This window comes from Sphingomonas sp. SUN039 (assembly GCF_024758725.1).
Taxonomy (GTDB): Bacteria; Pseudomonadota; Alphaproteobacteria; order Sphingomonadales; family Sphingomonadaceae; genus Sphingomonas_O.
Genome location: NZ_CP096972.1, coordinates 2,046,417 through 2,072,214 on the forward strand (window position 1 = coordinate 2,046,417; position 25,798 = coordinate 2,072,214).

Consider the following 25,798-nt stretch of genomic DNA (forward strand, 5'->3'; position numbering starts at 1 on the left):
TGGCAACGCCGCCCGCAAGCCGTTAAGGACCGCGAATGACCGACCGCACCGCCATCTACGACACCGTCGCCGCCCAGATCGAACCCTTCAACAAAAAGGGGGTGGCGCTGACCGAAGCGACGACATTCCAGAACGACCTCGAATGGGATTCGTTGACGGTCATGGATTTCGTGGCCGCGATCGAAGACGAATTCGACATCATGATCACGATGAACATGCAGGCGGAAATCGAAACGGTGGGCCAGCTTGTCGATGCGGTCGAGAAGCTGAAGAAGTGACCGATCTCTTCTCGAAGTTCGACCCGCTGATCGCGGAGCGCGAGGCCTTGGCCGCAACGGGTGTGCGCGATCCGTTCGGGATCGTGATGGACGAGATCAAGGGGCCGACGACCGCGATCATCCGGGGCCGCGAGACGATCCTGGTCGGCACCTACAACTATATGGGCATGACCTTCGATCCCGACGTCATCGCGGCGGCCAAGACCGCGCTCGATGAATACGGAACGGGCACCAACGGCAGCCGCGTGCTCAACGGCACCTATAAAGACCATCGCGACGTCGAAGAGGCGCTGAAGGAATTCTACGACACCAAGCACGCGATGGTGTTTTCAACGGGCTATCAGGCCAATCTCGGCTTCGTGTCGGCGATTGCGGGGCGGGGCGATTACATCGTCCTCGATGCCGACAGCCATGCGTCGATCTATGACGGCTGCGCGATGGGCAATGCCGAAGTCGTGCGCTTTCGCCACAACAGCGTCGAAGACCTCGACAAAAGGCTCGGCCGCATTCCGCCCGAGGCACACAAGCTGGTCATCCTCGAAGGCGTTTATTCGATGGTCGGCGACATCGCGCCGCTGGTCGAAATGGTCGCGGTCGCCAAGAAGCACGGCGCGATGATCATGTCGGACGAAGCGCATTCGATGGGCTTTTACGGCCCCAACGGGCGCGGCGTGTACGAGGAGCTGGGGCTGGAGGACGATATCGACTTCGTCGTCGGCACCTTCTCGAAAAGCGTCGGCACGGTCGGCGGCTTCGTCGTGTCGAACCATCCCAAGTTCGAGGTGCTGCGCTTCGTGTCGCGGCCGTACATCTTCACCGCGTCGCTGCCGCCCAGCGTCGTCGCGGCTGCCGCTTGCTCGATCCGCAAGCTGCGCTTCGCACACAACAAGCGCGCGCATCTGTGGGAAAACACCCGCACGGTCCATGCGGGCCTGCGCGCGATGGGCTATACGCTCGGCACCGAAACGGCGCAGTCGGCGATTATTGCGGTGATGCTGCCCGACCAGCAACAGGCGGTCGTTACCTGGGAAGCGCTGCTCGACGCGGGCGTTTATGTGAACGTAGCGCGCCCCCCTGCGACGCCCAACGGCATGTTCCTGCTGCGCTGCTCGCTGTCGGCGGAACATACACCCGAACAGGTCAAGTCCATTCTGGCAGCGTTCAAAGCGGCAGGACAGGCATCGGGCGCGATCAGCTGACTCTATCGCCGCACGTCGGCAGGCGTTACACTCGTTGGTGATGCGGGACGAGGCGGTAGTGGAAACCGGGCGTTGGCGCTCGTGGTTGTGGCTGGCTCTCGCGGCCAGCGGCATGGCCGCGCTTATCGTTGCGCTCGTCCTGTGGCTCGCCAGCGCCAACCGCGCCCGCGACGCCGCACTCGACCTGCAATCGACCAGTTCGGAACGGATTATTCTTGCGGCCACCTTCGACGCGACCATGGCGCGCAGCGAGGCGGCGCTGGGTCGCTTCGTCATCAGCGGCGACCGTGCGCTCGGCACACTGTATTCGGATAACTGGAACAATTCGGGCGTGCTGCTCGACCGGCTGGAAGCGGCAGCACGCGACGATGCGACACAGCAGGTCCGGGTTGCCGACCTTCGCAAGGCATGGAAGGCGCGTGGTGCCGAACTCGCCGAAACCGCGATCCGCACCAGCTATCGGCAGAACAGCGAGGCGCTGGCAACGTACTACCGCATCCGCACCTCGCCCGCGCTCGACCGGTTGAATGCGCTCACCGGAGCGGTCATCGGCCATGAGCGGGCGGTGCTCGGTCGCCGCACGACGGCTGCCGACGCGCGCACCGGCCGGTCGAACACCCTGACAACGATCGTGTCGGTCATCGGGATCGTGCTGGTGGCGGGTGCAGCGCTGCTCGCCTTCGTCGGCCTGCGCGCGGCGCAACGCCGACGTCGCGAAGAGGCACGCAGCGAAGAACTGGAGGAGGCGGTTGCCGAACGCACAGCCGAGCTCAGCGCTGCGAACGAACGCCTTGTCGACGAAATGGCAACCCGCGAAGCTGCCGAGGCGCGACTGCGGCAGGCGCAAAAGATGGATGCGGTGGGCCAGCTGACCGGCGGTATCGCGCATGATTTCAACAATATGCTTGCCGTTGTGCTCGGCGGGGTCGAACTCGCAAAACGCCGGATCGACGACGGCAAGGGCGATCCGGGGCGTTACCTCGACAGCGCGATGGAGGGGGCGAACCGTGCCGCAGCACTGACCAAGCGGCTGCTCGCCTTTGCCCGCGCCGAACCGTTGCTGCCGAGTGCAACCGATGCCGATGCGCTGATCGGGGGGATGTCCGATTTGCTCGACCGGACGTTGGGTGAACGCATTGCGGTCCGGCACCTTGCCCGGGCGGGAGACTGGCCGATTTTCGCCGACCGCCACCAGCTCGAAAATGCATTGCTCAACCTCGCGGTCAACGCCCGCGATGCGATGGAAGGCGGCGGGACGCTGACTGTCGCGACCGCGCAGGTAACCGTGGGAAGCAGCGAAATCGCCGAACTAGCCCCCGGCGACTATGTCCGGATCGCGGTCAGCGACACCGGGACGGGCATCGAGCGCGCGGTCCTCGACCGGATTTTCGAGCCGTTCTTCACCACCAAGGAAACCGGCAAGGGTACCGGACTCGGGCTGAGTCAGGTGTTCGGCTATGCCCGCCAATCGAGCGGGACCGTAACGGTCGACTCGGTTGTCGGGACCGGCACGACGGTTTCGCTCTATCTGCCGCGCCATCTCGGCGAGGCCGGTGCCGCCGACGCGGACATTGCCGATATCGTGCACTGGCGGCCCGCCCGACCTGCCAAGATCCTCGTCGTCGAGGACGACCGCCGCGTCCTGACCGCAACGGTCGATGCCCTGCACGAACTCGGCCATGTGCCGGTCGCTTGCCTCGGTCCCGACGACGCTGCGGCGCAGCTGCGCCGCCACCCCGACATCGACCTGCTGGTCTCCGACGTTCTCATGCCGGGGCAAACCGGCCCCGAGCTCGCCGCCGCGCTTCGGACGTTCCGCCCCGATCTGAAGGTCGTGTTCGTCACCGGCTTCACCGGCGACATTGCCAGCGCCAACGCCTTCGGACACGACCGGGTGCTGCGCAAACCGTTCACGATCGGGACACTGGGGGTCGCCATCGACGCGACCCTGAGCGATGTGCCGACACGGGTGCCGACAAGGGCGCTGGAAACACGCGCCGCAGCTTGATAGGGATGCCACCTGTGCTCCCGATACTCGGAACTGTGTGACCCTTTTTTCCTCCACCGACCGCTATCTGGCGCGCCTGATCCTTTTGCCGCTGGTCGGCTCGCTGGTCATCGCCGCGATGCTGCTGGTACTCGACCGGATGTTGCGCCTGTTCGATTTCGTGGCGTCCGAAGGTGGCCCCGTCAGCGTCGTTTGGCGGATGCTTGCCAATTTGCTGCCCGAATATCTGTCGCTCGGCATTCCGATCGGTCTGCTGCTCGGCATCCTGCTGGCATTCCGGCGGCTGGCGATGTCTTCGGAACTCGATGTGCTTCAAGCCGTCGGGCAGGGGTATAACCGGATGCTGTTCGTCCCCTATCTTTACACCATCGCGCTGGCGGCGGTGAATCTGGGCATCGTCGGCTATGTCCAGCCCGTTGCGCGCTTTGCCTATGAGGAACTGCGCTTCGAACTGCGCTCGGGGGCGCTCGGCGCGTCGATCAAGGTCGGCGAGTTCAACCGCCTCGGCAAGGACATGACCTTGCGGATCGACAAGAGCGCCGACGAGGGGCGTAACCTCTCGGGCATCTTCGTCATGGCACGGCAGGGCGGCGGGAAATCGCTGTCGGTTGCGGCCGAGCGGGGCCAGTTCCTTGCCACCGACGACAAGGACGTCATCATCCTGCGTCTTTCGAACGGCACGCTGGTGCACGACCAGCCGGGCTTTCGCGCACCCCGCGTCCTGACCTTCACCGCGCACGACCTGCCGATCGACCTCCCCAAAATGGAGGCGTTCCGCAAGCGCGGCGAGAAGGAAACCGAGATGACGTTGCCGCAACTCGTCGAAACCGGCGGCAACACCGCGATCCCGGTCGCGCTTCGCAACGAGGCGCGGTCGAATTTCCACTATCGCATCGCCGAAGTGATGATGATGTTCCTGCTGCCGCTGCTCGCCATTGCGCTGGCGGTGCCGCCCAAGCGCTCGACGTCGGCGCTCGGCGTGTTCGTGTCCATCGTAATGGTCGTCACCTACCACAAGATCAATGAATATGCGCAAGGTCTGGGCGGCGCGCTGGGCGTGGTCGATCCGTTCGTGGCGCTCTGGGTGCCGTTCGCGCTGTTCGCCGGCCTGATCCTGTGGATGTATTACACGATTGCGTTCGTCCCCGGGGGCCAGCCGATCGGCGCGCTCGACCGGGTTGCGGGCAAAGCCATAAAGGCAGTCCGCAACCTGTTCGCGAAGAAGAACTGACCGTGCCCGATTTCTTCCCTTCGCGCACCGTCACCATCTACATGGCCAAGCTGTTCCTGACGCGCAGCTTCGCCGTGCTGGCGCTGCTCGTGCTGGTGCTGCAGGCGCTCGACCTGCTCGGGGAGAGCGACAAGATTCTGGCGCATCCCGGCAACGGACAGGCGCAGATCCTGCAATATATCTCGCTGCGTGCGCCCGGCATCATCCAGCGGTTCCTGCCGTTCTCGGTCCTGCTCGGCACGCTGATCGCGTTCATGCAGCTGAACCAGAACAGCGAGGTCATTGCGATGAAGGCCGCCGGCCTCTCCGCGCATCAGGTGCTGGCCCCGTTCATGGTGGCCAGCCTGTTCGTCGCCGTCGTCGCTTTCGTGTTCAACGAGCGCATTGTTTCGCGGGCCTCGGCGACGCTGTCGAAATGGGAGGCGGTCGAATTCGGGCCGATCCCCGACGCGCGCGGCGGCGTGACCAACGTCTGGGTCCGCGACGGCGACGACCTGATCCATGCCGATATTGCCAACGGGCGTGGCGCGGGGACGCGACTGACCAACGTGTCGGTGTACGACCGGTCGGGCGGTGTCCTGAAATCGCTGGTCGAGGCCGACAGCGCCAAACCGATGGCGGGTGGCTGGGAACTCGACAACACGCGCGTGTTCGACGTGGCGGCGGGAACGCGCAAAGCGCTCGGCACGGTCCGCGTCGCGCAAGGGGTGCGTCCCGACCAGTTCACCCTGTCGTCGGTCGACCCGCTGGGGCTCTCCTATACCGAACTGGGTACCGCTATCGACGACCTCGACATCGCAGGGCGACCGACGGCATCGTTAAAGGCCAATTTGCTGCACAAGATATCGGGTCCGCTGTCGACCGTCCTCATGCCGCTGCTGGCAGCCGTCGCCGCCTTCGGGCTCGCGCGCTCGGGAAAGCTGTTCGTGCGCGCCGTCATCGGCATGGCGCTGGGCTTTGCCTATTTCGTTGCCGACAATTTCGGGCTGGCGATGGGCAATCTCGGTGCCTATCCGCCGTTGCTGGCCGCATGGGGACCGTTCGTGCTGTTCCTCGCGCTCGGTGAGGCCGTGCTGATCCGCACGGAGGAATAGGCTAACCGATTATCGTCAGATGCTGCGAGCCTTCGGCCACAGCATTGATGTTCAACCGTCGATCCAGCGTCGCCAATCGACCGCCGTGATGTCGGGCCAAGGCGAGCAAATATGTATCGGTCATGTGGCGGTGCGACGGAATCTTGAGGACGTCGCAAAAGGCCCGATCAAGCAACGACCCGCTCGCCGGCCAGAATTCATGCGCCGATTGCGAAGTAAAATGGTCGAGCAAATCGATGGCATCGGCAACCGACACCGGATTTGTGTAGCCCGGCTGGGTTGCAATCCGCAGATACCCGTTTTGGGTGATGGGACAGGTGGCCCATCCGTCGAACCTCGCATCGGCGAACCAGTCCTGAGCCCGCTCGTGGTCGATGTGCATCGGGTCGAGAAGCGCAAGCAGGACGTTAACGTCGAGCAAGGCCCGACTCATTCCACTTCATCTCGCAGGCGATTGACGAGCGCCAGTGTCGCGCGTCCGGCACCGGGCCGGACGGGCATCAGCTTGATGCCATTACGAAACTGCGCGGTTTGCGGCTCGGGTGCCATTCCCTTCCGGGCAAAATCGGAAAGAACCTGACCGATTGTACGGCGATCGGCCTCAGCTACCGACTTCGCCACTTCAAGAACATCGTCATCGATTGAGACTGTCGTTCGCATGACATCACGCATCACGCATCACGCATCAAATGTCAATATCGATGCTAACGTCGGCCCTTCGTGCTGGCCGCCAGTCGTCCCACCAAGCCCGGCAACCCCGCATAGCTGCCCTTGTGATAGGGCGACTCTGCATCAAGTGCCGCCGTCAGCCGACGATGTGCCTCGCCCAGCGCATGATAGGGCAGGCTCGGCATCAGGTGATGCAGCGCATGGTAGCGCAAGCCGACGGGGGCCCAGAGCGCGGGCAACAGCGCGGGCGGCGGTACGTTGACCGTGTCGAGATACTGCGCCGTCACCGTCATCGGCTCGCCATCGTTCTCCCACAGATGGGCGACCAGCGTGCGAACCTGGTTCAGCACCGCAACGCCCGACGCGATGGCAAGCACGACCCCGAATGTCGCCAGCGGCATCGTGCCGGTCGCAACCAGCGCGAGCAGCGTAATCGCCCAGAGGCTGCACGCAATTTCGAGCCGCACCCACAAGCTCCGCGCCTCGCCCTCGGCCGGACGACGGCGGAACGCAGGATTGATCGCCAGTCCCGAATAGCGCGCCACCACCGCCGCGCGCAGCGGTGGAATGACGAGCGACAGGGGGCTCAGCACCGCATAGCGCAGCAACAGCCCGACCGGCGCGAGGGCTGCAACAGCGACGAACACCGGCAAGGTCCATGGCTTCATCAGCGCGAGCGGCAGATATTCGGGATCGTCGACCGTGCCGTAACGCACCCGGGTATGGTGCAGGTTGTGGACGCCCTCATACATGAATGAGGGGATCAGCAACGGCACCCCGATGACGAGGTTATAGCCGAGGCGAAATCCGGGCAGCGCACTGTGCTTGATATGGGTGACTTCGTGGATGAAGCTCATCGCCCGGTACAGCGCAAGCACCGCCAGGATGCCCGCCATCACGGCCCAGCCCCCGCCCAGCACGACCGCGCCATAAAGCGCCGCATAGCCAACAACCGCCGATCCCAGGAAATCCGCCCAGTAAACTACGGGCTTTGCCACCTGCAGGTCGCGCGCGATTTCCGCCGCCGTCCGCAGCATCGCCGTATCGTCGGGCAGGCGCAGACGCGCCGCCCGTGCGCTGGCGAGCGTGTCAGGGGCATCAATTGCCCTGTCGAGGATCGTTGCATTGTCCATGGATTTCACTGTCATGCCCTGAAATAGTGGCTGTGGCATGGCATTGCCAGTAGGGCATTGCCAATGTTGCCATCCGCGCGCCGCCCCGCAAAGGCTGTCCCCCGCGCAACCGGAGACTTTCGAATTGGTCGATATCCGCCCCGTCACGACCGCCGCCGACCGTAAGGCGTTCGTCGAACTGCCCTATCGCCTGTACGCGAACGATCCCAATTGGGTGCCGCCGTTGAAGAGCGAAGTGCACGGGATGCTGGTCCCGGCAAAGAACCCCTGGTTCGAGCACGGCGAAGCACAATTGTTTCTCGCCGAAGCCGGGGGCCGCGTCACGGGCCGCATTTCCGCGCATATCGACCATCTCGCGCTGTCGCAGCCGGTCGAGCAGGGCATGGGGCCGGGCACCGGCATGTGGGGCTGGTTCGAGGCCGAGGATGCCGCAACCTCCCAAGCCCTGATCTCCGCTGCCGAAAATTGGCTCCGCGCCAAGGGAATGACCAAATCGATGGGGCCGTTCAGCTTTTCCTATTGGGACGAGGTCGGGCTGCTGATCGAGGGATTCGACCATCCGCCCACCGTGATGATGGCGTTCAACGCCGCGCCCTATCAGAGCTGGGTCGAGGGGGCAGGCTATGCCGGGGTGCAAGACCTGTTCACCTACGCCCTGCCGATTGCCGACGGGTTTCCCGAAATCGTCAACCGGGTCGTGGCATCGGGCGAGCGCAGTCCGCGCATCAACATCCGCCGCGTCGACAAAAGCAAATTCGACGCCGAGGCCGCGATCATCATCGGCATCCTCAACGATGCGTGGAGCGACAATTGGGGCTTCGTACCCTTCACGCCGAAAGAGATCGAATATGCGGGCAAAAAGCTGAAGCCGCTGGTTTTCAACGACCTCATCCGTATCGCCGAAATCGAGGGCGAGCCCGCTGCCTTCATGATGACCATTCCGGACATGAACGAGGAACTGATAAAATACGGTGGCAACCTGTTGCCGTTCAACTGGGCCAAATTGCTCTGGTGGCTGCGAAAACCGCAGTCGCGCACGATGCGCGTGCCCCTGATGGGGGTACTCAAGAAATATCAGGCGTCACGCGTCGCCAGCCAGCTCGCCATGATGCTGATCGAATTCATCCGCCGCGACGCTGTCGCCAGATACGGCACACAACGCGGCGAATTCGGCTGGGTGCTGTCGTCGAACGGGCCTATGCGCTCGGTCGGCGAAGCCGTCGGGGGCAAGGTCAACAAGGTCTATCGCATCTACGAAAAGGCGCTTTGACATGACCGACTGGGCACCCCGCCGCGCGGCGTTCCGCGCACTTCATGCAACAGGCTGTTTCGTCCTGCCCAACCCATGGGACATCGGCAGCGCGCGACGGTTGGAAAAGCTCGGCTTTGCGGCGATTGCCTCGTCAAGTTCGGCCGCTGCGTTGGCTCTGGGGCTGACCGACTACCAGATCGATTTCGAACAATGTCTCGATCACCTGACGATGCTGGTAGGCGCGACCGACCTGCCCGTGAACGCCGATTTCGAGAACGGCTTTGCCGATGCGCCCGAGGATGTCGCCGCCAATGTGGCCCGCGCGATTGCCACAGGCGTTGCCGGGCTGTCGGTCGAGGACCAGCACGGCGGCACGCTTTACCCGCTCGACCTCGCCGTGGAACGCATTGCCGCAGCACGCGCCGCGATCAATGCTTCGGGCGAGGACGTGATGCTGGTCGCGCGTACCGAGGGGCGGTTGTGGGGCTTGTCGACCGCCCAAGAAGCCGTCGACCGCCTCGTCGCCTATGCTGCGGCGGGTGCCGACTGTCTCTACGCGCCCGGCGTGACCCACATCGACGAGATCGCCGCACAAGTCCGTGCCGTCGCGCCGAAGCCGCTCAACGTCCTGATCATGAACGCGGGGATGCGCGTCGCCGATCTGGCAGCAGTCGGGGTGCGGCGGGTCAGTGTGGGTGGCGCGCTTGCGAATGCGGCGTGGAAGGCGTTTGATGAGACGGCGGCAGAGCTGGCAGAGCAGCAGGAGGTCAATTAGCGACGGTACAGAATCAGGTAAATTAGCATTCCGATGAAAAACAGGCCGCCAAGCGTTCGCCAAATGGATGGCTTGCCGAGCGGCGGATAGGCTTCAAGCGCACGCCGTTCTTCAAAGAATGTTTCGGGCGCACCTGATTTCAGTTCGGCTAGACGATCATCATGTTGTTGACGAAAGCGGTCAGCAAAAAGCTGGGGCCAGACGACCACAAGTGCGCTCACGGCGAGAATGATGAGCTGAACGACAGTCACCTCAACACCACCCAAGTCGGTGCATGGTCGCTCGCTTTTTCGCGGCCCCGATGTTCCCGGTCCACACCCGCATCCACCAACCGGTCTGCGGCTTCGGGCGACAACATCAGGTGATCGATGCGGAAGCCCGCATCGCGTGGCCAGGCGTTCATCTGGTAATCCCAGAACGTCCACATCTTCGCCGCTGGATGGCGCGTCTTGAGCGCGTCGGTCCACCCCTGTGCGCTTAGTCGCCGGAAGGCGGCGCGGCTTTCGGGCTGGACCAGCGCATCGCCCGCCAGCCCGTTCGGCGACCAAATGTCGGCTTCGGTCGGGACGACGTTGTAGTCGCCCGCCAGCACCACCGGCATTTCCAGCGCCAGCAGTTCCGCCGCGCGGGCGTTCAGCCGGTCCATCCAGCGCAGCTTGTAATCGAACTTCGGTCCCGGCTGCGGATTGCCGTTGGGGAGGTAAATACTGGCGATGCGGACCCCCATCACATCGGTCTCGATATAGCGGCTGTGCTCGTCCTCGGGCTCGCCCTCCAGCCCTTTTTGCACCTCGACCGGCGCATCGCCGCGCGACAGGATCGCAACCCCGTTAAAGCCCTTTTGACCGCGCCAGATGCCGCGATAACCGGCGGCCTCGATGTCGGCGACGGGGATCGTCTCGTCGCTCGATTTCAGTTCCTGCAGGCAGACCACATCGGGCTGTTGCTCGCCAAGCCATTCGATCAGGCGCGGCAGCCGCGCCTTGATGCCATTCACATTATAAGTGGCGATCCGCACTAGATCGAGAAACTCGACCCGCAGCCGCACCCGCTCGCCGCATTGGGGTTGGTCACGCGGAACGCAGCCCCGCTGAGCGATTCGACATAATCGACCTCGGCACCCGCAATGAGATCGAGACTGACCGGATCGACCACCAGCGACACACCGTCGCGCGTCGCGATGCTGTCATCAGCATCGGGGGCATCGGCCAGGCCGAACTTGTACTGGAAACCCGAACATCCGCCGCCTTCGACCGACAGGCGCAACAGCGCAGGTTTGCCCTGCTTGGCGGCGATAGTCGCCACGCGGCGCGCGGCGGCTTCGGTAAGATCGACGGTGTTCATGCCAGAGAGATAGGCCCGCGACAGGCCTGCGGCAAGCTACTCGCCCTTGGGACCGCCCACCGCGACATTGCCGCGTGTCTGCATCGCGACGAGATAGCTCGCCGATTGCAGGAACGGCATCGGGTTCACCGCATGGCCGTCGAGGCGCACTTCATAATGGAGGTGCGAACCGGTCGAACGCCCGGTCGATCCCATGCGCGCGATCAGCTGGCCGCGCGTCACCCGCGTGCCGGGCTGGACGAGGATCGCCGAGAGATGGCCGTAGCGGGTCTGGATGCCCTTGCCATGGTCGAGTTCGACGAGGTTGCCATAGCCATTCGCCCATTCGCCGCGTGCCACCACACCATCGGCGGTCGCATAAATCGGTGTGCCCATCGGTCCGGGAATATCGACGCCAGCGTGCATCGCGGCACCGCCGCGGAACGGATCGCTACGGACACCGAAGCCGCTGGTGAACGTCACCGCATCGACCGGACGCTGCGACGGAATGGCGACAATGCCCTGCTGAAGCTGCTCGAGGCGCTTCCACGACTGGAACAGCGCACGGAACGCGGGGTCGGGCTGACCCTTGGCCGCCGGGGCCGTGCCACCGCTGGGCATCGGCTCGTACGGGCCACCCATGGCTCCCGCCACCTGATGGAAACGGCTGGCATCGATGCCGAGCCGTCCGAGCGCCGATGCCGTCGCCTGATAGCGCGCATCGGTTGCCGCCGCGAGGCGACCGGCGAGCTGGTTCTGATGCCCCTCAGCCGAAGCGAGCGGGGCTAGCACGGCACCCAGCACGGGCGATGCGGGCGTCGCTGTCGCGGGCACCGACGCGGGCATCGCACCCTTGCCGGTTACCATGGCGTCGAGCATCGCCTGACGCTGTTCAAGGCGCTTGGCATGATCGGCGGCGGCGGTGCGGATGGTCGCCATCTCGGCCTCCATCGACGCGACCTTGGCATTCATCCGGGCAACGGCGGCATCGCGCGACACGGCGGCGCTCATGGCCCCGGCCACGGCAGGCGCGCTGACCGCAAGCTGTGCGATCGAAAGCATGGCAAGCGTCAGGGTCGTCGCACCGGCAGTTGCACCGGCGACCTGGATTTTCGTCGAAACATGGACGCGGCGCATCGTGCTGCCGTCATGGAAAAACAGATCGCGTGACCGGAATTTCGTGCGTAGTTTCGTGCGGAGCGCGGACACAAAACCGTCCTGTCCGAAAAAGCGACCCGAATTCATTCAATCCCCCGCGACCATTTTTAAGGGTAGGCTGGAACAACTCGTCACTGTCGGCGTTTCCGGATTTGGCCCGGTGGCACTTTCAGCTTCAGCATTGTGGCTGGACGAACTGTAGCGGGCGATCAATCGGTGCGCGTCGGGTCGAACCCGTCGCGCGACGAATTGATTGCACAAACGGAAATTCGTCGAGTCGCGGCCTGACTACGCTGTCAGCGCGGTCGCTGCGGCAAGCACCGATTCGGCATGTCCGGGCACTTTGACCTTGCGCCACACTGCTGCGATTCGTCCATCGGCCTCGATCAGGAATGTCGCCCGTTCGATGCCCATATACTGCCGACCGTACATCGATTTTTCGACCCAGGTGCCGAACGCCTCGCACAGGCTGCCGTCGGCATCGGCGGCCAGCGCCACCTTCAGATCGTATTTAGCGATAAATTTGGCGTGGCTTTTCACGCTGTCCTTCGACGCGCCAACGACGGCGACCCCGGCCTTCGCGAAATCTGGCATCAGCGCACTGAACGCCTTGGCTTCGTTGGTACAGCCGGGCGTGTCGTCCTTGGGATAGAAATACAGCACCAGCGGTTTGCCGCGATAGGCGGCAATGCTCGACCGCGTGCCATCGGCAAGGTCGAAAGCCGCGTCGGGAGCCATCGATCCAACATCCGTCATCACGCGTCTCCCGCTTCGGTCAGCACGGCATTCCAGTGCCGCGATACGCACTGCCGTGCCACGTCGAGTCGGGCAAGCAGATCGGGCCATTCGGTCGCCCCGCACGCCCGCGCAACGAGATCGCGGCTGGCAGGCACTGGCTCGCCGAGATCGGGGGCGACGAGCCGAAGGGTCACCAGCAACCGGGTCAGCAAATCATGCGCTTCGCCCAGCGCCGGTTCGACCAGTCCTGTCACTGCCAGCGCGTCGATCGCCACACGCAAATCCGGCGACAGCCCGGCGCCGTTCGCCAGTTGAGCAAAATGCACGGCGAATTCGAGATCGACCAGACCGCCGGTGCCCAGCTTCACATCGAATGGTCCGGCGGGCGGCTTATGCGTTGCGATGTCGCCACGCATCTTGACGACATCGGCGAGCAGCACCGCCCGATCGCGCGGCTGGCGCAGCGTGGCGGTGACGATGTCGGCCAGCGCCGCTCGCGCCGCCGCCGATCCATAAACGGGCCGTGCCCGAGCCAGCGCCATATGCTCCCATGTCCACGCCGACTCGCGCTGGTATCGGGCTAAGGATTCGACGGTCGTCACCAGCGGCCCCTGCGTCCCTGACGGACGCAGCCGCGTGTCGATCTCGTACAGCCCGCCCGCCGCCGTCGGCACCGACAGCGCCGCCGTTAGTCGCTGGCCGAGCCGGTTGAAATAATGCGTTGCCCCCAGCGGACGCGCACCATCGGACTCGCCCGAAAAATCGCCCGTGAACAAATAGACCAGATCGAGGTCGGAGGCATGGGTAAGCAACCCACCGCCCATCCGCCCCAGCGCGAAGATGACGAACTCGCATCCCGTAACGCGCCCATGCGCCGCCTCGAAATCGGCGATGATGCGGTCGGCGACCACGGCAATGGCGGCTTCGGCCAGCCGCCCGTATCCTGCCGCGACATCGATAGGGTCGCTGGCACCCTCGACAATCTGGGTGCCGAGCGCGAAGCGGTATTCGCCGACGATATGGCGGACACGGTCGAGCAGCGTTTCGGTGTCGGTCGCCCGCCCCGACGCCATTTCGACAGCCAGGGCGGTAGTGCCAGGCACCGGTCCCAACGCGGTCCGGTCGATGAGCCGGTCGATCAGCGCAGGCTGGAGCGCCAGCGCATCGGCGAGCGTCGGCGCGTGGCTCAGGATATCGACGAGCAATGCACGCACCGCCGGTTGTGCGTCGAGCAGGCGGAACAGGTTGATCCCGCTCGACAGCCGTCCGAGCACGATGTCGAGCCGCGCCAATGCCGCATCGGGATCGGGCGCACGGGCCAGATCGGCGAGGATGTCCGGCAGCAATTCCTCGAACGCACTGACAGCTGCAGGACTGCGGATCGCCCGCACCCCTCCCGATCGCCAGCGCTCGATCCGTGCCGCCGCTGCTTCAGGGTCGGCAAAGCCGGCAAGCTCCGCACCGCCGGTAGTATCGGATGTCGGCCTCCCCTCTGTCTCGCCGTCGAGGGCATCATAGGCCTCACCGACGGCGGCGACCGGTCCGCGCAACAGGTCGAGCAGCTCGTCGCCAGCCGCAAGGCCATGCAGCCGTGCCACATCGTCGAGTGCCGCCTGGTCGACGGGCAGGCTGTGCGTCTGGCGGTCGTCGATCATCTGCAACCTGTGCTCGATGGTCCGGTATAGGCGGTAAGCGTCGCCGAGCATCGCAGCCTCATCCCCGCCGATCCACCCGGCCTTGGCCAGCGCAGACAATGCCGGAAGCGTTGCCCCGTCGCGCAACGCCGGATCGCGCCCGCCGTGGATCAGCTGGTGGATTTGCGCATAAAACTCGACTTCGCGGATGCCGCCGCGTCCGCGCTTCAGGTCGTAGCCGGGCCCGAACATCTGCCCCTTGTGATGGCTGCGGATCGAGCGGGTCAGCGCGCGCAGGTCGCCGATGGCCCCGAAATCGAGACTGCGCCGCCAAACGAACGGCTGGATCGTGTCGAGAAAGCGCTGCCCCAGACCGACATCGCCCGCCGCTGCGCGCGCGCGAATGAATGCCGCACGCTCCCATGCCAGCGCGCTCGATTCATAATGGGCGACAGCGGCATCGACCGGTAGCGCGATGGGCGTCGCTTCGCATGCCGGACGCAGACGGAGATCGACACGGAACACAAAGCCGTCGCCGTCGCGCGTCTGTAACAGGTCGACCACGCGGCGCACGATCCGCACCGCCGCCTCGCCGGGTTCCTCGCGTGCCCGGTGGGGCAATGTTGCGGGATCGTAGATGAAGATCGGATCGATATCGGAACTGTAGTTGAGCTCGCGGCTGCCGTGCTTGCCGAGCGCAATCACCGCCAGCCCCTGCACCGTGGCATCCGGGACATGGCCCCGGATCGCCTCGGCAATGGCGATGTCGAGCGCCCGGTCGGCGAAATCGCTGAGGGCACCGACCGATGTTTCGAGCGGCCACGCCCCCGACAAGTCGGCGAGCGCAATAGCCAGCAAATGCCGTCCGCGCATCCGGCGCAATTGCCGGGCGGTATCGCCCTCCCCCGGTTCAGCCGCCAGTGCGAGCGCCGCGTCCGGATCGACCCGCGCCGCCGCAACAATGTCGGCATGTGTAACGATCAGTTGCCGCAGGAACGGCGACGCCGCTTCGGCACGCGCGACCGCGTCGTCCACCGCCGACATGTCCGTTTGCGGCAATCGACCCTCCCTCATGGAAACCTTGGCGCGGGGCGCGCGTTATCCGGATATCATGGAACTGCACCCAAACATCGACAAGCCGGTTGTGCCCACGATCGTTCCGGTCGCCATCGCGGCACCGCATCCGGTCGATGGTACGGGGAGCGCCTTGCGCCGGGCGTTTTCGGCACCCGGTGCCCTACCCGATGACATGCTGGCGCTGTTGCGCGAACTCGAACGGACGGTCAGCCGTTCTGCGGCTGGCTCAGGTGCTCGACCTCGGCCATGATCGTGTCGAGCGCGCTGTGCGGGCCGCGCTCGTAGCTTGCCCGCGATTCGAGTTCGTTGCCGGTCATCAGCGCCTCGAGTGCGACCCGCCCGCGCGCGACGCGGCTTTTGATCGTCCCGACCGCGACGCCGCAAATTTCGGCGGCCTCTTCATAGGCAAACCCGCCGGCACCGACGAGGATCAGGGCTTCCCGCTGCGACTGCGGCAGATGCTGCAGTGCGCGCTGGACATCGCCCAACTCGACTTGCCGGTCCTGTCCCGCCGGTGCCGCGAGCAACCGGTCTGCAGTCAGATCGTCCCACTCACCGGTAAAGCGCGAGCGGCGCATCTGCGACAGGAACAGGTTGCGGAGGATGATGAAGGTCCAGGCGCGCATGTTCGTGCCCGCCTGAAAGCGCGCGCGCGCGGCCCAAGCCTTCATCAGCGTTTCCTGGACCAGATCGTCCGCGAGGTCGCGGTTGCCCGACAGCGACCGGCCGAACGCGCGCAATTGCGGAACGACCAGTGCCAGCTCCGCCTTGAACTCGTCGTCGGAGAGCGCAATCCGCTCGGCTTCCCGGTCGAAGCCCGAATCGGGCTTCCGCATTTCCATCATCAGCTCATCCAGCCGGTGGCCACGACAATGGCCAGTGCGGCCACCACAAGGACGAGCGAAACCATCAAAACATAGCGCATGACACCGGGTCCGGTGCCAGCGCGCGCTTCGGTCGCGGTTTCGTGAATGGGTTGGCTATCGTCCATTTTGTTTCGCTCCCGATTGGAGGCTGTAACGCGTCCGCCCCGCAACCGGTTCCATCACGCTGCCGGAACAGTCGCCTCGTCGAAGAACAGAGCCTGCGCGATGGCCGCTTTCACCGTGGGACGCTGGAACGGTTTGGTGATCAGGAATGTCGGCTCGGGTCGCTCGCCGGTCAGCAGTCGCTCGGGAAAGGCCGTGATGAAGATCACCGGCACCGGAAATTCGGTCAGGATGTCGCGGACCGCATCGATTCCCGAACTATTGTCTGCGAGCTGGATATCGGCCAGCACCAATCCGGGCTTTGCCGATTTGGCAAGTGCCACCGCCTCGTCGGCGGTCACGGCAATGCCCGCGACCTCATGGCCCAGATCGCGGACGATGGTTTCGAGATCCATCGCGATCATGGGCTCGTCTTCGATAATGAGCACGCTCGACCGGGTCTGCGATTCGATATCCGACAGGGCATCGGCAACCAGCTCGTCGACTTCGGCGCGGTCGGCGCCGATCAGATAGCCGGTGTCTTCCGCCGTGAAACCCTCCATCGCGGTCAGCAGCAACGCCTGGCGCGAGCGCGGCGTCATCCGCGACAGGCGCGCCCGGGCAAGCGTACTGCGGTCGCCCTCCGGATCATCGCTGTCGGCCACATCGACCGAGGCCGATTCCCAAATCGCCTGAAACGTTCGATACAGTCCCAGCCGGGCATCGACGTCGGCGGGAAATTCGTCAGGAGCCGCGACAATCGCCTCCAGCGTCGCACGCACATAGGCGTCGCCATGTTTCTGGCTGCCGGTCAGGGCCCGCGCATAACGGCGGACGAAAGGGAGGTGGGGGGCAAGCTGTTGACCTAGGGCCATGATCGATATCGTCCTTTGCACGTGGCATCCGACAGTGTCGGACAGTCGCGGGCCTTTGCAACCCCAATTTCCCCGGAACGCCCCGGACCGTTACGGTTGCGAAATTCCCGCTTGCCATGGAACCAACGAGCGACATTTTGGTTTCATGCGGCGACAAGCAAAATTTCGTCGCGACGGGCGTTGAGATTAATGACGAGTTCGGCAACAGTTACGGCGTCCGAAACCGTCGGTGCAACAGGGTGGCAGGTGGCAGAACCAACAGGACCGACAGCGCTGGACAATTCCCCCGATAAAACGCCTGCGCGCGCAGCGTCGTCTGCGCCGAAGGCTGCGTCGGGCGACGTCGGCGTGGCGCTACGCAACGCATTCCGCGCGACCGTCGACGAAGATATTCCGAACGAGATGCTCGACCTGTTACGACGGCTCGACTGACGGCCTCGTCGATGCAATCTGGCAGCCGACGAGGATGGACGGCGGCCTTCACCCGCCTGTCGACCAGCCAGAAGCTGATTCTCGTTCTCAGCCTCGCGCTGATGCCGCTGGGTGCCATCGCGCTCATCGCCTCGCTGCAATCTGCCCGCACCGCCGATGCGCAGCGCCGCGCCGACGTCCAGGTCGCAACGACCGAGGCGGCGCGCAAGCTGGGCGCGGAACTGACCTCCGATATCGTCGCCCTGCGGACGGCGGCCGACGCGCTCGATTCCACGTTTGACAGTCGCGAAGCGTGCGCCCGCTTGAATGCGCTGCTCGCGACCAATCCGCTGCGCCATGTGCCCGTCGCCTTGTTCGGTCCGGCATCGACGCCGCTGTGTGCCAGCCGCAGAATCCCGAACACCCGACCCTATGTGGCACTCGCGGACACCCGCCCCGTGTTGCGGCGGAGCGGCGACACCCTCGACATCGTCGTGCCGTCCGCCCGCGGATCGAATGTCGCCATCGCCCGCTATAGTGCCAAGCGGCTTTACGGGTTCGCCCGGCCCAGCGGCCTGACCTTGCCGTACCGGATGACGCTCGACGCCGACGACGGCATGATCGACCTGGCCGATACGCTGGGAACAGCGGTGATCCCGCGCTACGAATCGGCCACTGTCCCTGTCGGGATCGATGCGCTGGCGCTGACCATGACGGTGCCCGCTGCACCCTTTGGCGCGACTGAGGCGTTGCTGGCCCTCCTGCCGATCCTGATGTGGGCCGCAGCCGTCATCGTCGGCTATTATGTCGTCGATCGCTTTCTCGTCCGCCCGCTCAAGGCGTTGCGCGCGGCTGTCGGCAGTTATGAACCGGGATCGTCGCGCCTGATACTTTCCGCCACACCCGCTACCGAAATCCGCGAGCTCGAAACCAGCTTCACTGCCTTTGCCGACCGGCTTGCCGACCGCGAGCGCGATTTGGAGAAGTCGCTCGCCGACCAGGTCAAACTCACCCGCGAGGTCCACCACCGGGTGAAGAACAACCTTCAGGTCATCGCTAGCCTGATCAGCCTGCATGCGCGCAGCACTGTCGGGTCCGAAGCGCAGCGCGCCTATGCCGCGATCCAGCGCCGCGTCGATGCGCTCGCCATCGTCCACCGCAACCATTTTGCCGAGCTCGAAAAAAACCTCGGTATCGACGTCAAATCGCTGATCGGCGAACTTGTCGCCAATTTCCGCGCCAATGCCGCACAGGGCGGGTCTGTCCCCGTGGTTACGGTTGCGGCGGCAGCGCTGACCGTCTCGCAGGACACGGCGATGCCCATCGCTTTCCTGTTCACCGAGATTACCGAAATGGCCCTGTTCACTGATCCCGGCACCGCCATCGCCATCGAAGCGGTCGAAGGACTGGCCGCCGGAACCGCACGGTTGTCGATCTCGGCCACCTCGCTCGCGGAGCGCATTACCGAGGGTAACGAGGCTTCGCTGCGGATCGTCGATGCCCTTGCGCGCCAGTTGCGGTCTTCGCTCGACTATGACGCCGCGACCGGCCGCTATGCCATCGGTTTTCCGATTATCGAGCCGTTTGCCGACGACTGAATTTTTTTGCAGATCGCGGGAACCGTTTTTCGGGTCGCCCGTTTCTTACCTCGGACGGCGACCTTTTGCCCCCCCGCTCTCGCCGTCCCAGTCACGGGTCCGGACCACCGACCATGCCCCCCACGGTCGGTGCTCCGGACCCAAAATTTTTGGGGCTAGGCCGGTTCTGCGATTTTCCGGCGCGACCGTTCGGTGAACCAGGTCGCGATCAGGGTCAGTTCGTAAAGAATGCACAAAGGCACCGCGAGCAACAGCATCGATCCGATGTCGGGTGGGGTCAGGACCATCGCGATCCCGAACGCTCCGACAATCGCATAGCGCCGCGACGCCACCAGTTGCGACCGCGTGACGATGCCCGCCGCCTCGAGCAGCATCAGCAGCACAGGCAACAAAAACGACAGGCCGAAGCCGAACAGGAACTGCATGACGAAGGTCAGGTAGTTGCCAACGGCCGGGAGTGCCTCTTGCTGGACCCCGCCGACCATCCCCTGGAAATTCGCGCCGAGCAGGAAATGCAACGCCAGCGGGATCGCGACGAAATAGGCGAGGCACGCCCCCATCGTGAACAGTACCGGTGTTGCAAACAGGAACGGCAGCGCGGCGCGCTTTTCCTTTTTGTAGAGCCCGGGCGCGATAAACAGCCACAGCTGGTTAGCGATCACCGGGAATGCCAGCATGATCGCCGAGAAAAACGCGACTTTCAGCTCGACGAAAAACGCCTCGAAAATCTGGGTATAGATCAGCTTGCTTTGCCCCGCGACGAGCAGCGGGTGGACGAGCACCGCAAAAATGTCGCGTGCGAAATACAGGCAGACCGCAAAGGCGACGGCAAGCGCGGCGAAACTCCACAGCAAGCGGCGGCGCAGTTCGATCAGATGGTCGAGTAGCGGCGCTTTCGAGGCATCGATATCGGGATCGGCCTCGCTCATGCCGACTTCTCTTCGGTCGGCGCAGGTGCCGGAAGCGCGGGCGGCTCCGGCACCGGGTCAACGGCGGGTGTCGGCGTCGAAAAATCGGTCAGCGCGCTATGCTCGGCCATGATGCGCGCATTTTCCTCTTTCCATTTCTTCTCCATTTCCTCCAGCTCGGCCTCGCGCACCATCGCGTCGAACCCGCTGCGGAACTGGCTGGCCATGCCGCGCGCCTTACCGACGAAGCGGCCGACGACACGCATCGCCTTGGGCAAATCCTTGGGACCGATGACGATCAATGCCACCAGCGCGAACAGCATGAACTCTGACGGCGCGATATCGAACATGGGGTACGCCGGTCCTTAAATCGGTCGACGGCGGGAGATTAGACCGACGCGTCCTTTGCCGCCGCAGCTGCCTTGGTCGCTTCATGCTCGGCAATGATGTCGGCGGCAGTCTTGCCCTCGATCAGCGTGGCGGGTTTGACGGGCGTGCTGCCGTCCTCTTCGGCCATGCCTTTTTTGAAGTTCTTCACGCCCTTGGCGACGTCACCCATCATGTTCGAAAAGCGCCCGCCGCCGAGCAGCAGGATCGCGATGACCGCGAAGATCAGGATATGCGGAAGCGAGAGGCCCATCGTGCAAACTCCGTAAGTTGACTGCTATCTAGTCGCTCTCGTCCGCGCTTTCCAGTTCCACGTCGTTTTCGCCCAAATCCCAGTCGTCGCCCATGGGATCGAGCAGTCCGGCCGCACGCAAATCGTCGATACCGGGCAAGTCGCGCCGGTCGCCAAGTCCGAAATGCGACAGGAAGTCAGCCGTCGTCGCATAGGTCAACGGACGGCCCGGCAACTGCCTTCGCCCCGCAGGCGCGATCCAGCCTGCCTCGATCAGCACGTCGATTGTGCCCTTCGATATCTGCACGCCCCGGATCGCTTCGATTTCGGCGCGGCTGACCGGCTCATGATAGGCAATGATCGCCAGCGTCTCGACCCCCGCGCGGCTCAAGCGGCGCGCCGATTCGCGGGTTTCGCGCAGCAAATGCGCGAGGTCGGCGGCGGTCTGGAAATGCCAGCGCCCGCCGCGCTCGACCAGTTCGATGCCGTGTCCGGCGTGGCGCATGGAGATCGCCGCCAGCGCCTCGCCGACGTCATCCACCTCCAGCCGCCGCGCGATATCGTCCGCTGCCAGCGGCACTTCGCTCGCAAACACCAGCGCCTCGACCGCGCGCGTCAGATCGTCCGGCCCCGTCATGCCGCCTTCACCAGCAACGGCCCGAACGGCGCATCCTGCCGAAGGTCGAGCGTCCCGCGCCGCGCAAGTTCGAGCATCGCCACCACCGTCGAGGCCAGCGCCGAACGCCGGAAATCGGGATCCGAGTCTTTCGGCATGAACGCGGCAATTGCGGTCCAGTCGCGCATTCGACCGACCAGCGCCTCGACCCGCGCGATCGCCGCATCGAGCGTCATCACTGGACGGCGGCTGACCTGATGCAGCACCGGTGCCGTCCGCGCCTTCACCCGCCCGTAAGCCGCGATCAGGTCGTAGAGCGACGCCTGCCACAGGACATGCCGATCGGTCGCCAGCCCCTCGGGCGCGCCACGCAGGAACACATCGCGGTCGAGCCGGTCGCGCGCCATCAGCCGCGCGCCGCCCTCGCGCATCGCATCGAGCCGCATCAGCCGCTGTTGCAGCCGCCACGCGAGTTCCTCAGGGCTGGGGTCGGCTTGCTCGGCCCTGGGCAGCAACAAGCAGGATTTGAGATAGGCGAGCCACGCCGCCATCACGAGGTAATCCGCCGCCTGGTCGAGATGCGCTGCGCCCGCGCGCTTCACATAATCGAGATACTGGTCGACCAGCGCGAGGATCGAGATCGCGCGCAGATCGACCTTCTGCGACCGGGCGAGTGCGAGCAACAGGTCGAGCGGCCCCTCCCATGCCCCGAGGTCGAGGGTGAGCCCCTCCTCGTCAGGCGAGCGCAAGTAGTTCGTCCCGTTTGGCGATCAGATCGGGCAGCGCGGCGAAATCGTCGACCGGCGATATCGTCGCCATCGCGCGCGCCAGCCGTTCGCGGCCGATATCCGTTATCGCGGGAAGGATGTTCGCGATCCCGACCATTTCGTCCATCCGGCCCCAGCAATTGAGCGCGAGATCGCACCCTGCCGCCACAGCCCCCGCCGCGCGCGACGGGACATCGCCCTTCAATGCCTTCATATCGAGGTCGTCGCTCATCAGCAGCCCGTCGAAGCCGATACGCCCGCGAATGATCTCGCCGACGATCACCGGTGACAGCGTCGAGCAGCGTTCGGTATCCCAAGCCGGGAACATGATGTGTCCGGTCATCCCCATCGGCGCGTCGTGCAACTGCTGGAAGGCCTTGAGATCGCTCGCCAGCTCGGCTTCGCTCGCTTCGACGACGGGGAGATCGTAGTGGCTGTCGACCTGCGCGCGGCCCTGCCCCGGCATGTGCTTGACCACGCCGACGACACCGCCCGACCTCAACCCGTCGATGACGGCCCGCCCCAGAGACGCCACCCGCACCGGATCGCTGCCCAGCGCCCGGTCGCCAATGGCGGGATGCGTTTCGGGGACGCGCACATCGAGTAGCGGCAGGCAATCGACGGTGATCCCCACCTCGGACAGCATCAGCCCTAGCGCCTGCCCGTTGGAACGCGCTGCCTCCAGCGCCGAAATCGGTGCCACATCGTAGAGCGCATCGAACGCGGCCCCTGCCGGAAACGCAGGCCATTCGGGCGGCTGCATCCGTGCGACGCGGCCCCCCTCCTGATCGATCAGGATCGCCACGTCATCGCGGCCTTCCAGCGCGCGCAAGCTGTCGGTCAGCGCGCGCAACTGCATCCGATCGATGCAATTGCGCTTGAACAGGATATATCCCGCCGGTTTCGCCTCGGCGAAAAACGCGCGCTCGTCATCGGTCAGGACCGGCCCGGACAGGCCGAAAATCGCAGGGGTCATGCCGACCGGCATACCCCGGCAATCGTTCGCGTCAATTGACCTGGATGCAGTTCTCGCCTGCCGCCTTCAGCTTCTGGCATACCGCCGCAGCCTGGCCGCCTGCTTCGGCGCGGAGGCGGTACACGGTCGATCCGCCGACTTCGGCAGCAACGATCTGGCGCTTGAGCGGTGCGACATAGGCGTATTTACTGGCGAGCGTGCTCCACGCAGTCCCGGCCTTCGCCTCCGAACCGAACGCCCCGAGCTGCACCATCGTGCCGCCCGCGCCGGTCCGCACCGGCGCGACCACGACCGGGGTTTTGGCAACCAGTTGCCCACCCGCCTTGGGCACGGCAACCGTCGTGTTCGCCGACGGCTTGCCGGCGGCGTCAGCAACAGTCACGCCCTTGACGCCCTTCACCGGCGCTTCGGGCAGCGCATTGGTATCGATCTTGCCGGTTGCCTCGGCCCCTTCGGACGTTGCGAACGCACTGTCGCCCTTGCCTTCGACCTTCATGCCGCCCGGTGCATCGGGCTTGACCTTGTAATCGCCTTCGGCCGCCGCGATCAGCGTCGGGTCGGTCGCATTGGCAGGGCCCTTCGAGCGCATCAGCCACACGCCGCCGATAACGATGCCCAGCGCAACCAGCGCCGCCACGATCAGCGCCATCATCTTGCCCGGCGAGACACCCTCGTCGGCGTCCTCGTCATCGACCGCCTCGAGCCAGGGCAGCCGGTCCTCGTCGGTCGCGGCGTCGCGTTCGATATCGCTCAACTGTAATCTCCCGGCTTACATCTCTTCGACGGCTGCCACCCCCATGATCGACAGTCCGTTACGGATAATTTGCCCTATACCATCGACGAGGAAAAGGCGCGCCGCACTTAGTTGACGGTCGTTAACCACCACAACCCGCCGATCCGCGCGCTCGTGTCCCAAATTGAAATAGCCGTGGAAGGCCGCAGCAAGGTCGTACAGGTAAAACGCGATCCGGTGCGGCTCGCGCGAAAGGGCTGCCGATTCGACGATTCGCGGGAATTGCGCGGCGAGTTTGACCAGTTCCAGATCCTCGGCATCGAGCCTCGCCACCGCCCCGACGTCCGCCGCCACGCCCGCCTCTGCCGCCTTGCGCCCGATCGATTTGATCCGCGCATGAGCATACTGGACATAGAATACCGGATTGTCCTTCGACGCTTCGACCACCTTGGCGAAGTCGAAATCCATTTGCGCATCGGCCTTACGCGTCAGCATCGTGAAGCGGACGACGTCCTTGCCGACTTCGTTCACGACATCGGCGAGCGTCACGAAATTGCCCGAGCGCTTCGACATCTTCACCGGCTCGCCGTTGCGAAGCAGCCGGACCATCTGGATCAGCTTCACATCGAATGGCTTGCCGCCCGTAAGCGCAGAGACCGCGGCACGGATACGCTTGACCGTCCCGGCATGGTCCGCGCCCCAGATGTCGATCAGCGCGTCCGCCGTTTCCGATTTCTGGAAATGATAGGCCATGTCGGCACCGAAATAGGTCCAGCTGCCGTCGGACTTCTTGATCGGGCGGTCCTGGTCATCGCCGAATTCGGTCGAACGGAACAGCGGCAGCGTGACCGGTTCCCAGTCGGGGTCGATCTCTCCCTTCGGCGCTTCGAGCTGGCCGTCGTAAACGAGGTCCATCTCGCGCAGTTTGGCTTCGGCTGCCTCGGGCTTTTTGGCGGCCTGAACGTCCGACTCGAACGAAACCACGTCATGACGAATGCCCAATAGGCCGAGGTCATGCTGGATGAGCTGCATCATGGCCTTGACCGCTGCGACACGAAAATCGGCAAGCCATTCGCTCTCAGGCTTGCCAACAAGTTTATCGCCAACGACCCTTGCTAGCCCCTGACCAACCGCTTCCAAGTAATCGCCTGGATACAGCCCCTCGGGAATATCTCCGACGTCCTCGCCCAGCGCCTCGCGATACCGCAGGTGCACCGACCGCGCGAGCACGTCGACCTGGCCGCCTGCGTCATTGACATAATATTCGCGCGTGACGCGGTGCCCCGCCCATTCGAGCAAGGTCGCCAGTGCATCGCCGACCACCGCGCCCCGGCAATGGCCCATGTGCATCGGCCCGGTCGGGTTGGCGGAGACATATTCGATGTTGACCATCTTGCCCTCGCCAAGGTCAGACCGGCCATAGTCCGCGCCGCCCGCATGGACCGCCGCCAGTTCGTCACGCCAGATATCGTCGGCCAGCCGCAGGTTGATGAACCCCGGCCCGGCGATCTCGACCGAGGTCACACCGGGGACCGCCGCCAGTTCGGGCTTGAGCATTTCTGCCAGCGCACGCGGGGCCATGCCCGCGCCCTTGGCCAGCACCATCGCGGCATTGGTCGACAGGTCGCCGTGCGAAGGATCGCGCGGCGGCTCGACCGTCACATTGCCGCGCGGCGCATCCGCCACCGCCGCCACCCGGTCGAGCGCAGCACCGAGCTGCGCGGTGAAATTCTTGTAAAGCGTCATGATGCGGCGCGC

Annotated in this window: 30 protein-coding genes; 10 read left to right on the forward strand and 20 right to left on the reverse strand. The window is 64.7% G+C overall.

The annotated features are described in order from the left end of the window. The first annotated feature begins 35 nt into the window (after nt 1-35). The 5 genes from M0209_RS09970 to lptG are packed head-to-tail and all read left to right on the forward strand — an operon-like array spanning nt 36 to nt 5,810. The gene (locus M0209_RS09970) at nt 36-278 is read left to right on the forward strand and encodes an acyl carrier protein (protein WP_258888125.1); all 243 of its coding nucleotides are present in this window, start codon (nt 36-38) and stop codon (nt 276-278) included. Next, complete coding sequence (gene spt / locus M0209_RS09975) at nt 275-1,477, forward strand: serine palmitoyltransferase (protein ID WP_258888126.1); 1,203 nt, start codon at nt 275-277, stop codon at nt 1,475-1,477. Before M0209_RS09970 ends, spt begins: the two co-directional genes overlap by 4 nt. Before the next feature lie 40 nt (nt 1,478-1,517). Beyond that, nucleotides 1,518-3,485: an ATP-binding protein gene (locus tag M0209_RS09980; protein WP_258888127.1), complete on the forward strand. Its 1,968-nt coding sequence runs from the start codon at nt 1,518-1,520 to the stop codon at nt 3,483-3,485. 37 nt (nt 3,486-3,522) lie between these two features. Further along, nucleotides 3,523-4,716, forward strand: coding sequence for an LPS export ABC transporter permease LptF (gene lptF, locus M0209_RS09985; protein WP_258888128.1), 1,194 nt, complete (start codon nt 3,523-3,525; stop codon nt 4,714-4,716). A 41-nt stretch (nt 4,717-4,757) separates the two neighbouring features. Next, nucleotides 4,758-5,810, forward strand: coding sequence for an LPS export ABC transporter permease LptG (gene lptG, locus M0209_RS09990; protein ID WP_408988231.1), 1,053 nt, complete (start codon nt 4,758-4,760; stop codon nt 5,808-5,810). A gap of 1 nt (nt 5,811) precedes the next feature. Here lptG and M0209_RS09995 read toward each other — a convergent pair whose 3' ends face one another. The 3 genes from M0209_RS09995 to M0209_RS10005 are packed head-to-tail and all read right to left on the reverse strand — an operon-like array spanning nt 5,812 to nt 7,612. After that, nucleotides 5,812-6,243: a TA system VapC family ribonuclease toxin gene (locus tag M0209_RS09995; protein WP_258888129.1), complete on the reverse strand. Its 432-nt coding sequence runs from the start codon at nt 6,241-6,243 to the stop codon at nt 5,812-5,814. Continuing rightward, a complete protein-coding gene (locus M0209_RS10000; protein WP_258888130.1) occupies nt 6,240-6,470 on the reverse strand; it encodes a hypothetical protein in 231 nt (76 codons plus the stop codon). Before M0209_RS10000 ends, M0209_RS09995 begins: the two co-directional genes overlap by 4 nt. A gap of 44 nt (nt 6,471-6,514) precedes the next feature. Continuing rightward, nucleotides 6,515-7,612: a fatty acid desaturase family protein gene (locus M0209_RS10005; protein WP_408988232.1), complete on the reverse strand. Its 1,098-nt coding sequence runs from the start codon at nt 7,610-7,612 to the stop codon at nt 6,515-6,517. A 37-nt stretch (nt 7,613-7,649) separates the two neighbouring features. Between M0209_RS10005 and M0209_RS10010 the strand changes: the two genes are divergently transcribed. Then, nucleotides 7,650-8,882 carry an N-acetyltransferase gene (locus M0209_RS10010; protein ID WP_258888132.1) on the forward strand — a complete coding sequence of 411 codons (1,233 nt, stop codon included), beginning with the start codon at nt 7,650-7,652 and terminating at the stop codon, nt 8,880-8,882. A gap of 1 nt (nt 8,883) precedes the next feature. Then, entirely contained in the window at nt 8,884-9,639 is a 756-nt protein-coding gene (locus tag M0209_RS10015; RefSeq protein ID WP_258888133.1) for an isocitrate lyase/phosphoenolpyruvate mutase family protein, read from the forward strand. Here the strand turns inward: M0209_RS10015 and M0209_RS10020 are convergent. The 6 genes from M0209_RS10020 to M0209_RS10045 all read right to left on the reverse strand — a co-directional run bounded on the left by M0209_RS10020 (nt 9,636) and on the right by M0209_RS10045 (nt 15,536). Then, nucleotides 9,636-9,860: a hypothetical protein gene (locus M0209_RS10020; RefSeq protein WP_258888134.1), complete on the reverse strand. Its 225-nt coding sequence runs from the start codon at nt 9,858-9,860 to the stop codon at nt 9,636-9,638. The genes M0209_RS10015 and M0209_RS10020 overlap by 4 nt on opposite strands. 26 nt (nt 9,861-9,886) lie before the next feature. Continuing rightward, a complete protein-coding gene (locus tag M0209_RS10025; RefSeq protein WP_258889615.1) occupies nt 9,887-10,657 on the reverse strand; it encodes an exodeoxyribonuclease III in 771 nt (256 codons plus the stop codon). Next, nucleotides 10,657-10,983, reverse strand: a complete 327-nt coding sequence (gene erpA, locus M0209_RS10030; RefSeq protein ID WP_258888135.1) for an iron-sulfur cluster insertion protein ErpA — start codon at nt 10,981-10,983, stop codon at nt 10,657-10,659. Before erpA ends, M0209_RS10025 begins: the two co-directional genes overlap by 1 nt. A gap of 36 nt (nt 10,984-11,019) precedes the next feature. Continuing rightward, nucleotides 11,020-12,171 (reverse strand): peptidoglycan DD-metalloendopeptidase family protein, encoded by a 1,152-nt coding sequence (locus tag M0209_RS10035; protein WP_258888136.1) that lies wholly within the window; start codon nt 12,169-12,171, stop codon nt 11,020-11,022. A gap of 237 nt (nt 12,172-12,408) precedes the next feature. Further along, nucleotides 12,409-12,876: a peroxiredoxin gene (locus M0209_RS10040; protein ID WP_258888137.1), complete on the reverse strand. Its 468-nt coding sequence runs from the start codon at nt 12,874-12,876 to the stop codon at nt 12,409-12,411. Next, nucleotides 12,876-15,536 carry a bifunctional [glutamine synthetase] adenylyltransferase/[glutamine synthetase]-adenylyl-L-tyrosine phosphorylase gene (locus M0209_RS10045; protein WP_258888138.1) on the reverse strand — a complete coding sequence of 887 codons (2,661 nt, stop codon included), beginning with the start codon at nt 15,534-15,536 and terminating at the stop codon, nt 12,876-12,878. Before M0209_RS10045 ends, M0209_RS10040 begins: the two co-directional genes overlap by 1 nt. A gap of 67 nt (nt 15,537-15,603) precedes the next feature. Here M0209_RS10045 and M0209_RS10050 point away from each other — a divergent pair, with 67 nt between their 5' ends. Next, nucleotides 15,604-15,819: a hypothetical protein gene (locus M0209_RS10050; RefSeq protein ID WP_258888139.1), complete on the forward strand. Its 216-nt coding sequence runs from the start codon at nt 15,604-15,606 to the stop codon at nt 15,817-15,819. On the opposite strand, the gene M0209_RS10055 is transcribed toward M0209_RS10050, so the two are convergent. The 3 genes from M0209_RS10055 to M0209_RS10065 are packed head-to-tail and all read right to left on the reverse strand — an operon-like array spanning nt 15,776 to nt 17,412. Then, nucleotides 15,776-16,405: a sigma-70 family RNA polymerase sigma factor gene (locus tag M0209_RS10055; protein ID WP_408988196.1), complete on the reverse strand. Its 630-nt coding sequence runs from the start codon at nt 16,403-16,405 to the stop codon at nt 15,776-15,778. The genes M0209_RS10050 and M0209_RS10055 overlap by 44 nt on opposite strands. An 8-nt stretch (nt 16,406-16,413) precedes the next feature. Beyond that, nucleotides 16,414-16,560: a hypothetical protein gene (locus M0209_RS10060; protein WP_258888141.1), complete on the reverse strand. Its 147-nt coding sequence runs from the start codon at nt 16,558-16,560 to the stop codon at nt 16,414-16,416. A 54-nt stretch (nt 16,561-16,614) separates the two neighbouring features. After that, a complete protein-coding gene (locus M0209_RS10065; RefSeq protein WP_258888142.1) occupies nt 16,615-17,412 on the reverse strand; it encodes a response regulator in 798 nt (265 codons plus the stop codon). A 189-nt stretch (nt 17,413-17,601) separates the two neighbouring features. Here M0209_RS10065 and M0209_RS10070 point away from each other — a divergent pair, with 189 nt between their 5' ends. Together M0209_RS10070 and M0209_RS10075 are read left to right on the forward strand one after the other, a co-directional pair. Further along, on the forward strand, nt 17,602-17,844 hold the full coding sequence (locus M0209_RS10070; RefSeq protein ID WP_258888143.1) for a hypothetical protein: 243 nt from the start codon (nt 17,602-17,604) through the stop codon (nt 17,842-17,844). 11 nt (nt 17,845-17,855) lie between these two features. Continuing rightward, complete coding sequence (locus M0209_RS10075) at nt 17,856-19,421, forward strand: sensor histidine kinase (protein ID WP_258888144.1); 1,566 nt, start codon at nt 17,856-17,858, stop codon at nt 19,419-19,421. 155 nt (nt 19,422-19,576) lie between these two features. Here M0209_RS10075 and tatC read toward each other — a convergent pair whose 3' ends face one another. From tatC to argS, 8 genes are read right to left on the reverse strand one after another with little or no spacing between them, the layout of a single operon-like run. Beyond that, nucleotides 19,577-20,350: a twin-arginine translocase subunit TatC gene (tatC, locus tag M0209_RS10080; protein WP_258888145.1), complete on the reverse strand. Its 774-nt coding sequence runs from the start codon at nt 20,348-20,350 to the stop codon at nt 19,577-19,579. Beyond that, nucleotides 20,347-20,679: a Sec-independent protein translocase protein TatB gene (gene tatB, locus M0209_RS10085; protein WP_309547060.1), complete on the reverse strand. Its 333-nt coding sequence runs from the start codon at nt 20,677-20,679 to the stop codon at nt 20,347-20,349. Before tatB ends, tatC begins: the two co-directional genes overlap by 4 nt. Nucleotides 20,680-20,717: 38 nt before the next feature. Next, nucleotides 20,718-20,969, reverse strand: coding sequence for a Sec-independent protein translocase TatA (locus tag M0209_RS10090; RefSeq protein WP_258888146.1), 252 nt, complete (start codon nt 20,967-20,969; stop codon nt 20,718-20,720). A 28-nt stretch (nt 20,970-20,997) separates the two neighbouring features. After that, the gene (gene scpB, locus M0209_RS10095; RefSeq protein WP_258888147.1) at nt 20,998-21,585 is read right to left on the reverse strand and encodes an SMC-Scp complex subunit ScpB; all 588 of its coding nucleotides are present in this window, start codon (nt 21,583-21,585) and stop codon (nt 20,998-21,000) included. Beyond that, nucleotides 21,582-22,313, reverse strand: a complete 732-nt coding sequence (locus tag M0209_RS10100) for a ScpA family protein (protein WP_258888148.1) — start codon at nt 22,311-22,313, stop codon at nt 21,582-21,584. The genes scpB and M0209_RS10100 overlap by 4 nt, the downstream gene beginning before the upstream one ends. After that, nucleotides 22,300-23,307: a glycoside hydrolase family 3 N-terminal domain-containing protein gene (locus tag M0209_RS10105; protein WP_258888149.1), complete on the reverse strand. Its 1,008-nt coding sequence runs from the start codon at nt 23,305-23,307 to the stop codon at nt 22,300-22,302. Before M0209_RS10105 ends, M0209_RS10100 begins: the two co-directional genes overlap by 14 nt. A gap of 31 nt (nt 23,308-23,338) precedes the next feature. Beyond that, nucleotides 23,339-24,061 carry an SPOR domain-containing protein gene (locus M0209_RS10110; RefSeq protein ID WP_258888150.1) on the reverse strand — a complete coding sequence of 241 codons (723 nt, stop codon included), beginning with the start codon at nt 24,059-24,061 and terminating at the stop codon, nt 23,339-23,341. Between the two features lie 15 nt (nt 24,062-24,076). After that, nucleotides 24,077-25,786: an arginine--tRNA ligase gene (gene argS / locus M0209_RS10115; RefSeq protein WP_258888151.1), complete on the reverse strand. Its 1,710-nt coding sequence runs from the start codon at nt 25,784-25,786 to the stop codon at nt 24,077-24,079. Between the last annotated feature and the right edge of the window lie 12 nt (nt 25,787-25,798).

What these genes read in the sequence shown, in the direction of transcription:
- M0209_RS09980 (WP_258888127.1), top strand. Translation starts at nt 1,518, where the DNA reads ATGCGGGACGAGGCGGTAGTGGAAACCGGGCGTTGGCGCTCGTGGTTG.
- M0209_RS10060 (WP_258888141.1), bottom strand. Translation starts at nt 16,560, where the DNA reads ATGGACGATAGCCAACCCATTCACGAAACCGCGACCGAAGCGCGCGCT.
- M0209_RS10040 (WP_258888137.1), bottom strand. Translation starts at nt 12,876, where the DNA reads ATGACGGATGTTGGATCGATGGCTCCCGACGCGGCTTTCGACCTTGCC.
- M0209_RS10075 (WP_258888144.1), top strand. Translation starts at nt 17,856, where the DNA reads ATGCAATCTGGCAGCCGACGAGGATGGACGGCGGCCTTCACCCGCCTG.
- M0209_RS10015 (WP_258888133.1), top strand. Translation starts at nt 8,884, where the DNA reads ATGACCGACTGGGCACCCCGCCGCGCGGCGTTCCGCGCACTTCATGCA.
- tatB (WP_309547060.1), bottom strand. Translation starts at nt 20,679, where the DNA reads ATGTTCGATATCGCGCCGTCAGAGTTCATGCTGTTCGCGCTGGTGGCA.
- M0209_RS10050 (WP_258888139.1), top strand. Translation starts at nt 15,604, where the DNA reads ATGGAACTGCACCCAAACATCGACAAGCCGGTTGTGCCCACGATCGTT.
- M0209_RS09995 (WP_258888129.1), bottom strand. Translation starts at nt 6,243, where the DNA reads ATGAGTCGGGCCTTGCTCGACGTTAACGTCCTGCTTGCGCTTCTCGAC.
- M0209_RS10005 (WP_408988232.1), bottom strand. Translation starts at nt 7,612, where the DNA reads ATGGACAATGCAACGATCCTCGACAGGGCAATTGATGCCCCTGACACG.
- M0209_RS10055 (WP_408988196.1), bottom strand. Translation starts at nt 16,405, where the DNA reads ATGCGGAAGCCCGATTCGGGCTTCGACCGGGAAGCCGAGCGGATTGCG.
- M0209_RS10000 (WP_258888130.1), bottom strand. Translation starts at nt 6,470, where the DNA reads ATGCGAACGACAGTCTCAATCGATGACGATGTTCTTGAAGTGGCGAAG.
- tatC (WP_258888145.1), bottom strand. Translation starts at nt 20,350, where the DNA reads ATGAGCGAGGCCGATCCCGATATCGATGCCTCGAAAGCGCCGCTACTC.
- M0209_RS10010 (WP_258888132.1), top strand. Translation starts at nt 7,650, where the DNA reads ATGGCATTGCCAGTAGGGCATTGCCAATGTTGCCATCCGCGCGCCGCC.
- M0209_RS10045 (WP_258888138.1), bottom strand. Translation starts at nt 15,536, where the DNA reads ATGTCGGCGGTGGACGACGCGGTCGCGCGTGCCGAAGCGGCGTCGCCG.
- argS (WP_258888151.1), bottom strand. Translation starts at nt 25,786, where the DNA reads ATGACGCTTTACAAGAATTTCACCGCGCAGCTCGGTGCTGCGCTCGAC.
- erpA (WP_258888135.1), bottom strand. Translation starts at nt 10,983, where the DNA reads ATGAACACCGTCGATCTTACCGAAGCCGCCGCGCGCCGCGTGGCGACT.
- M0209_RS10065 (WP_258888142.1), bottom strand. Translation starts at nt 17,412, where the DNA reads ATGGCCCTAGGTCAACAGCTTGCCCCCCACCTCCCTTTCGTCCGCCGT.
- M0209_RS10090 (WP_258888146.1), bottom strand. Translation starts at nt 20,969, where the DNA reads ATGGGCCTCTCGCTTCCGCATATCCTGATCTTCGCGGTCATCGCGATC.
- M0209_RS10105 (WP_258888149.1), bottom strand. Translation starts at nt 23,307, where the DNA reads ATGACCCCTGCGATTTTCGGCCTGTCCGGGCCGGTCCTGACCGATGAC.
- lptG (WP_408988231.1), top strand. Translation starts at nt 4,758, where the DNA reads ATGGCCAAGCTGTTCCTGACGCGCAGCTTCGCCGTGCTGGCGCTGCTC.
- M0209_RS09970 (WP_258888125.1), top strand. Translation starts at nt 36, where the DNA reads ATGACCGACCGCACCGCCATCTACGACACCGTCGCCGCCCAGATCGAA.
- scpB (WP_258888147.1), bottom strand. Translation starts at nt 21,585, where the DNA reads ATGACGGGGCCGGACGATCTGACGCGCGCGGTCGAGGCGCTGGTGTTT.
- M0209_RS10070 (WP_258888143.1), top strand. Translation starts at nt 17,602, where the DNA reads ATGACGAGTTCGGCAACAGTTACGGCGTCCGAAACCGTCGGTGCAACA.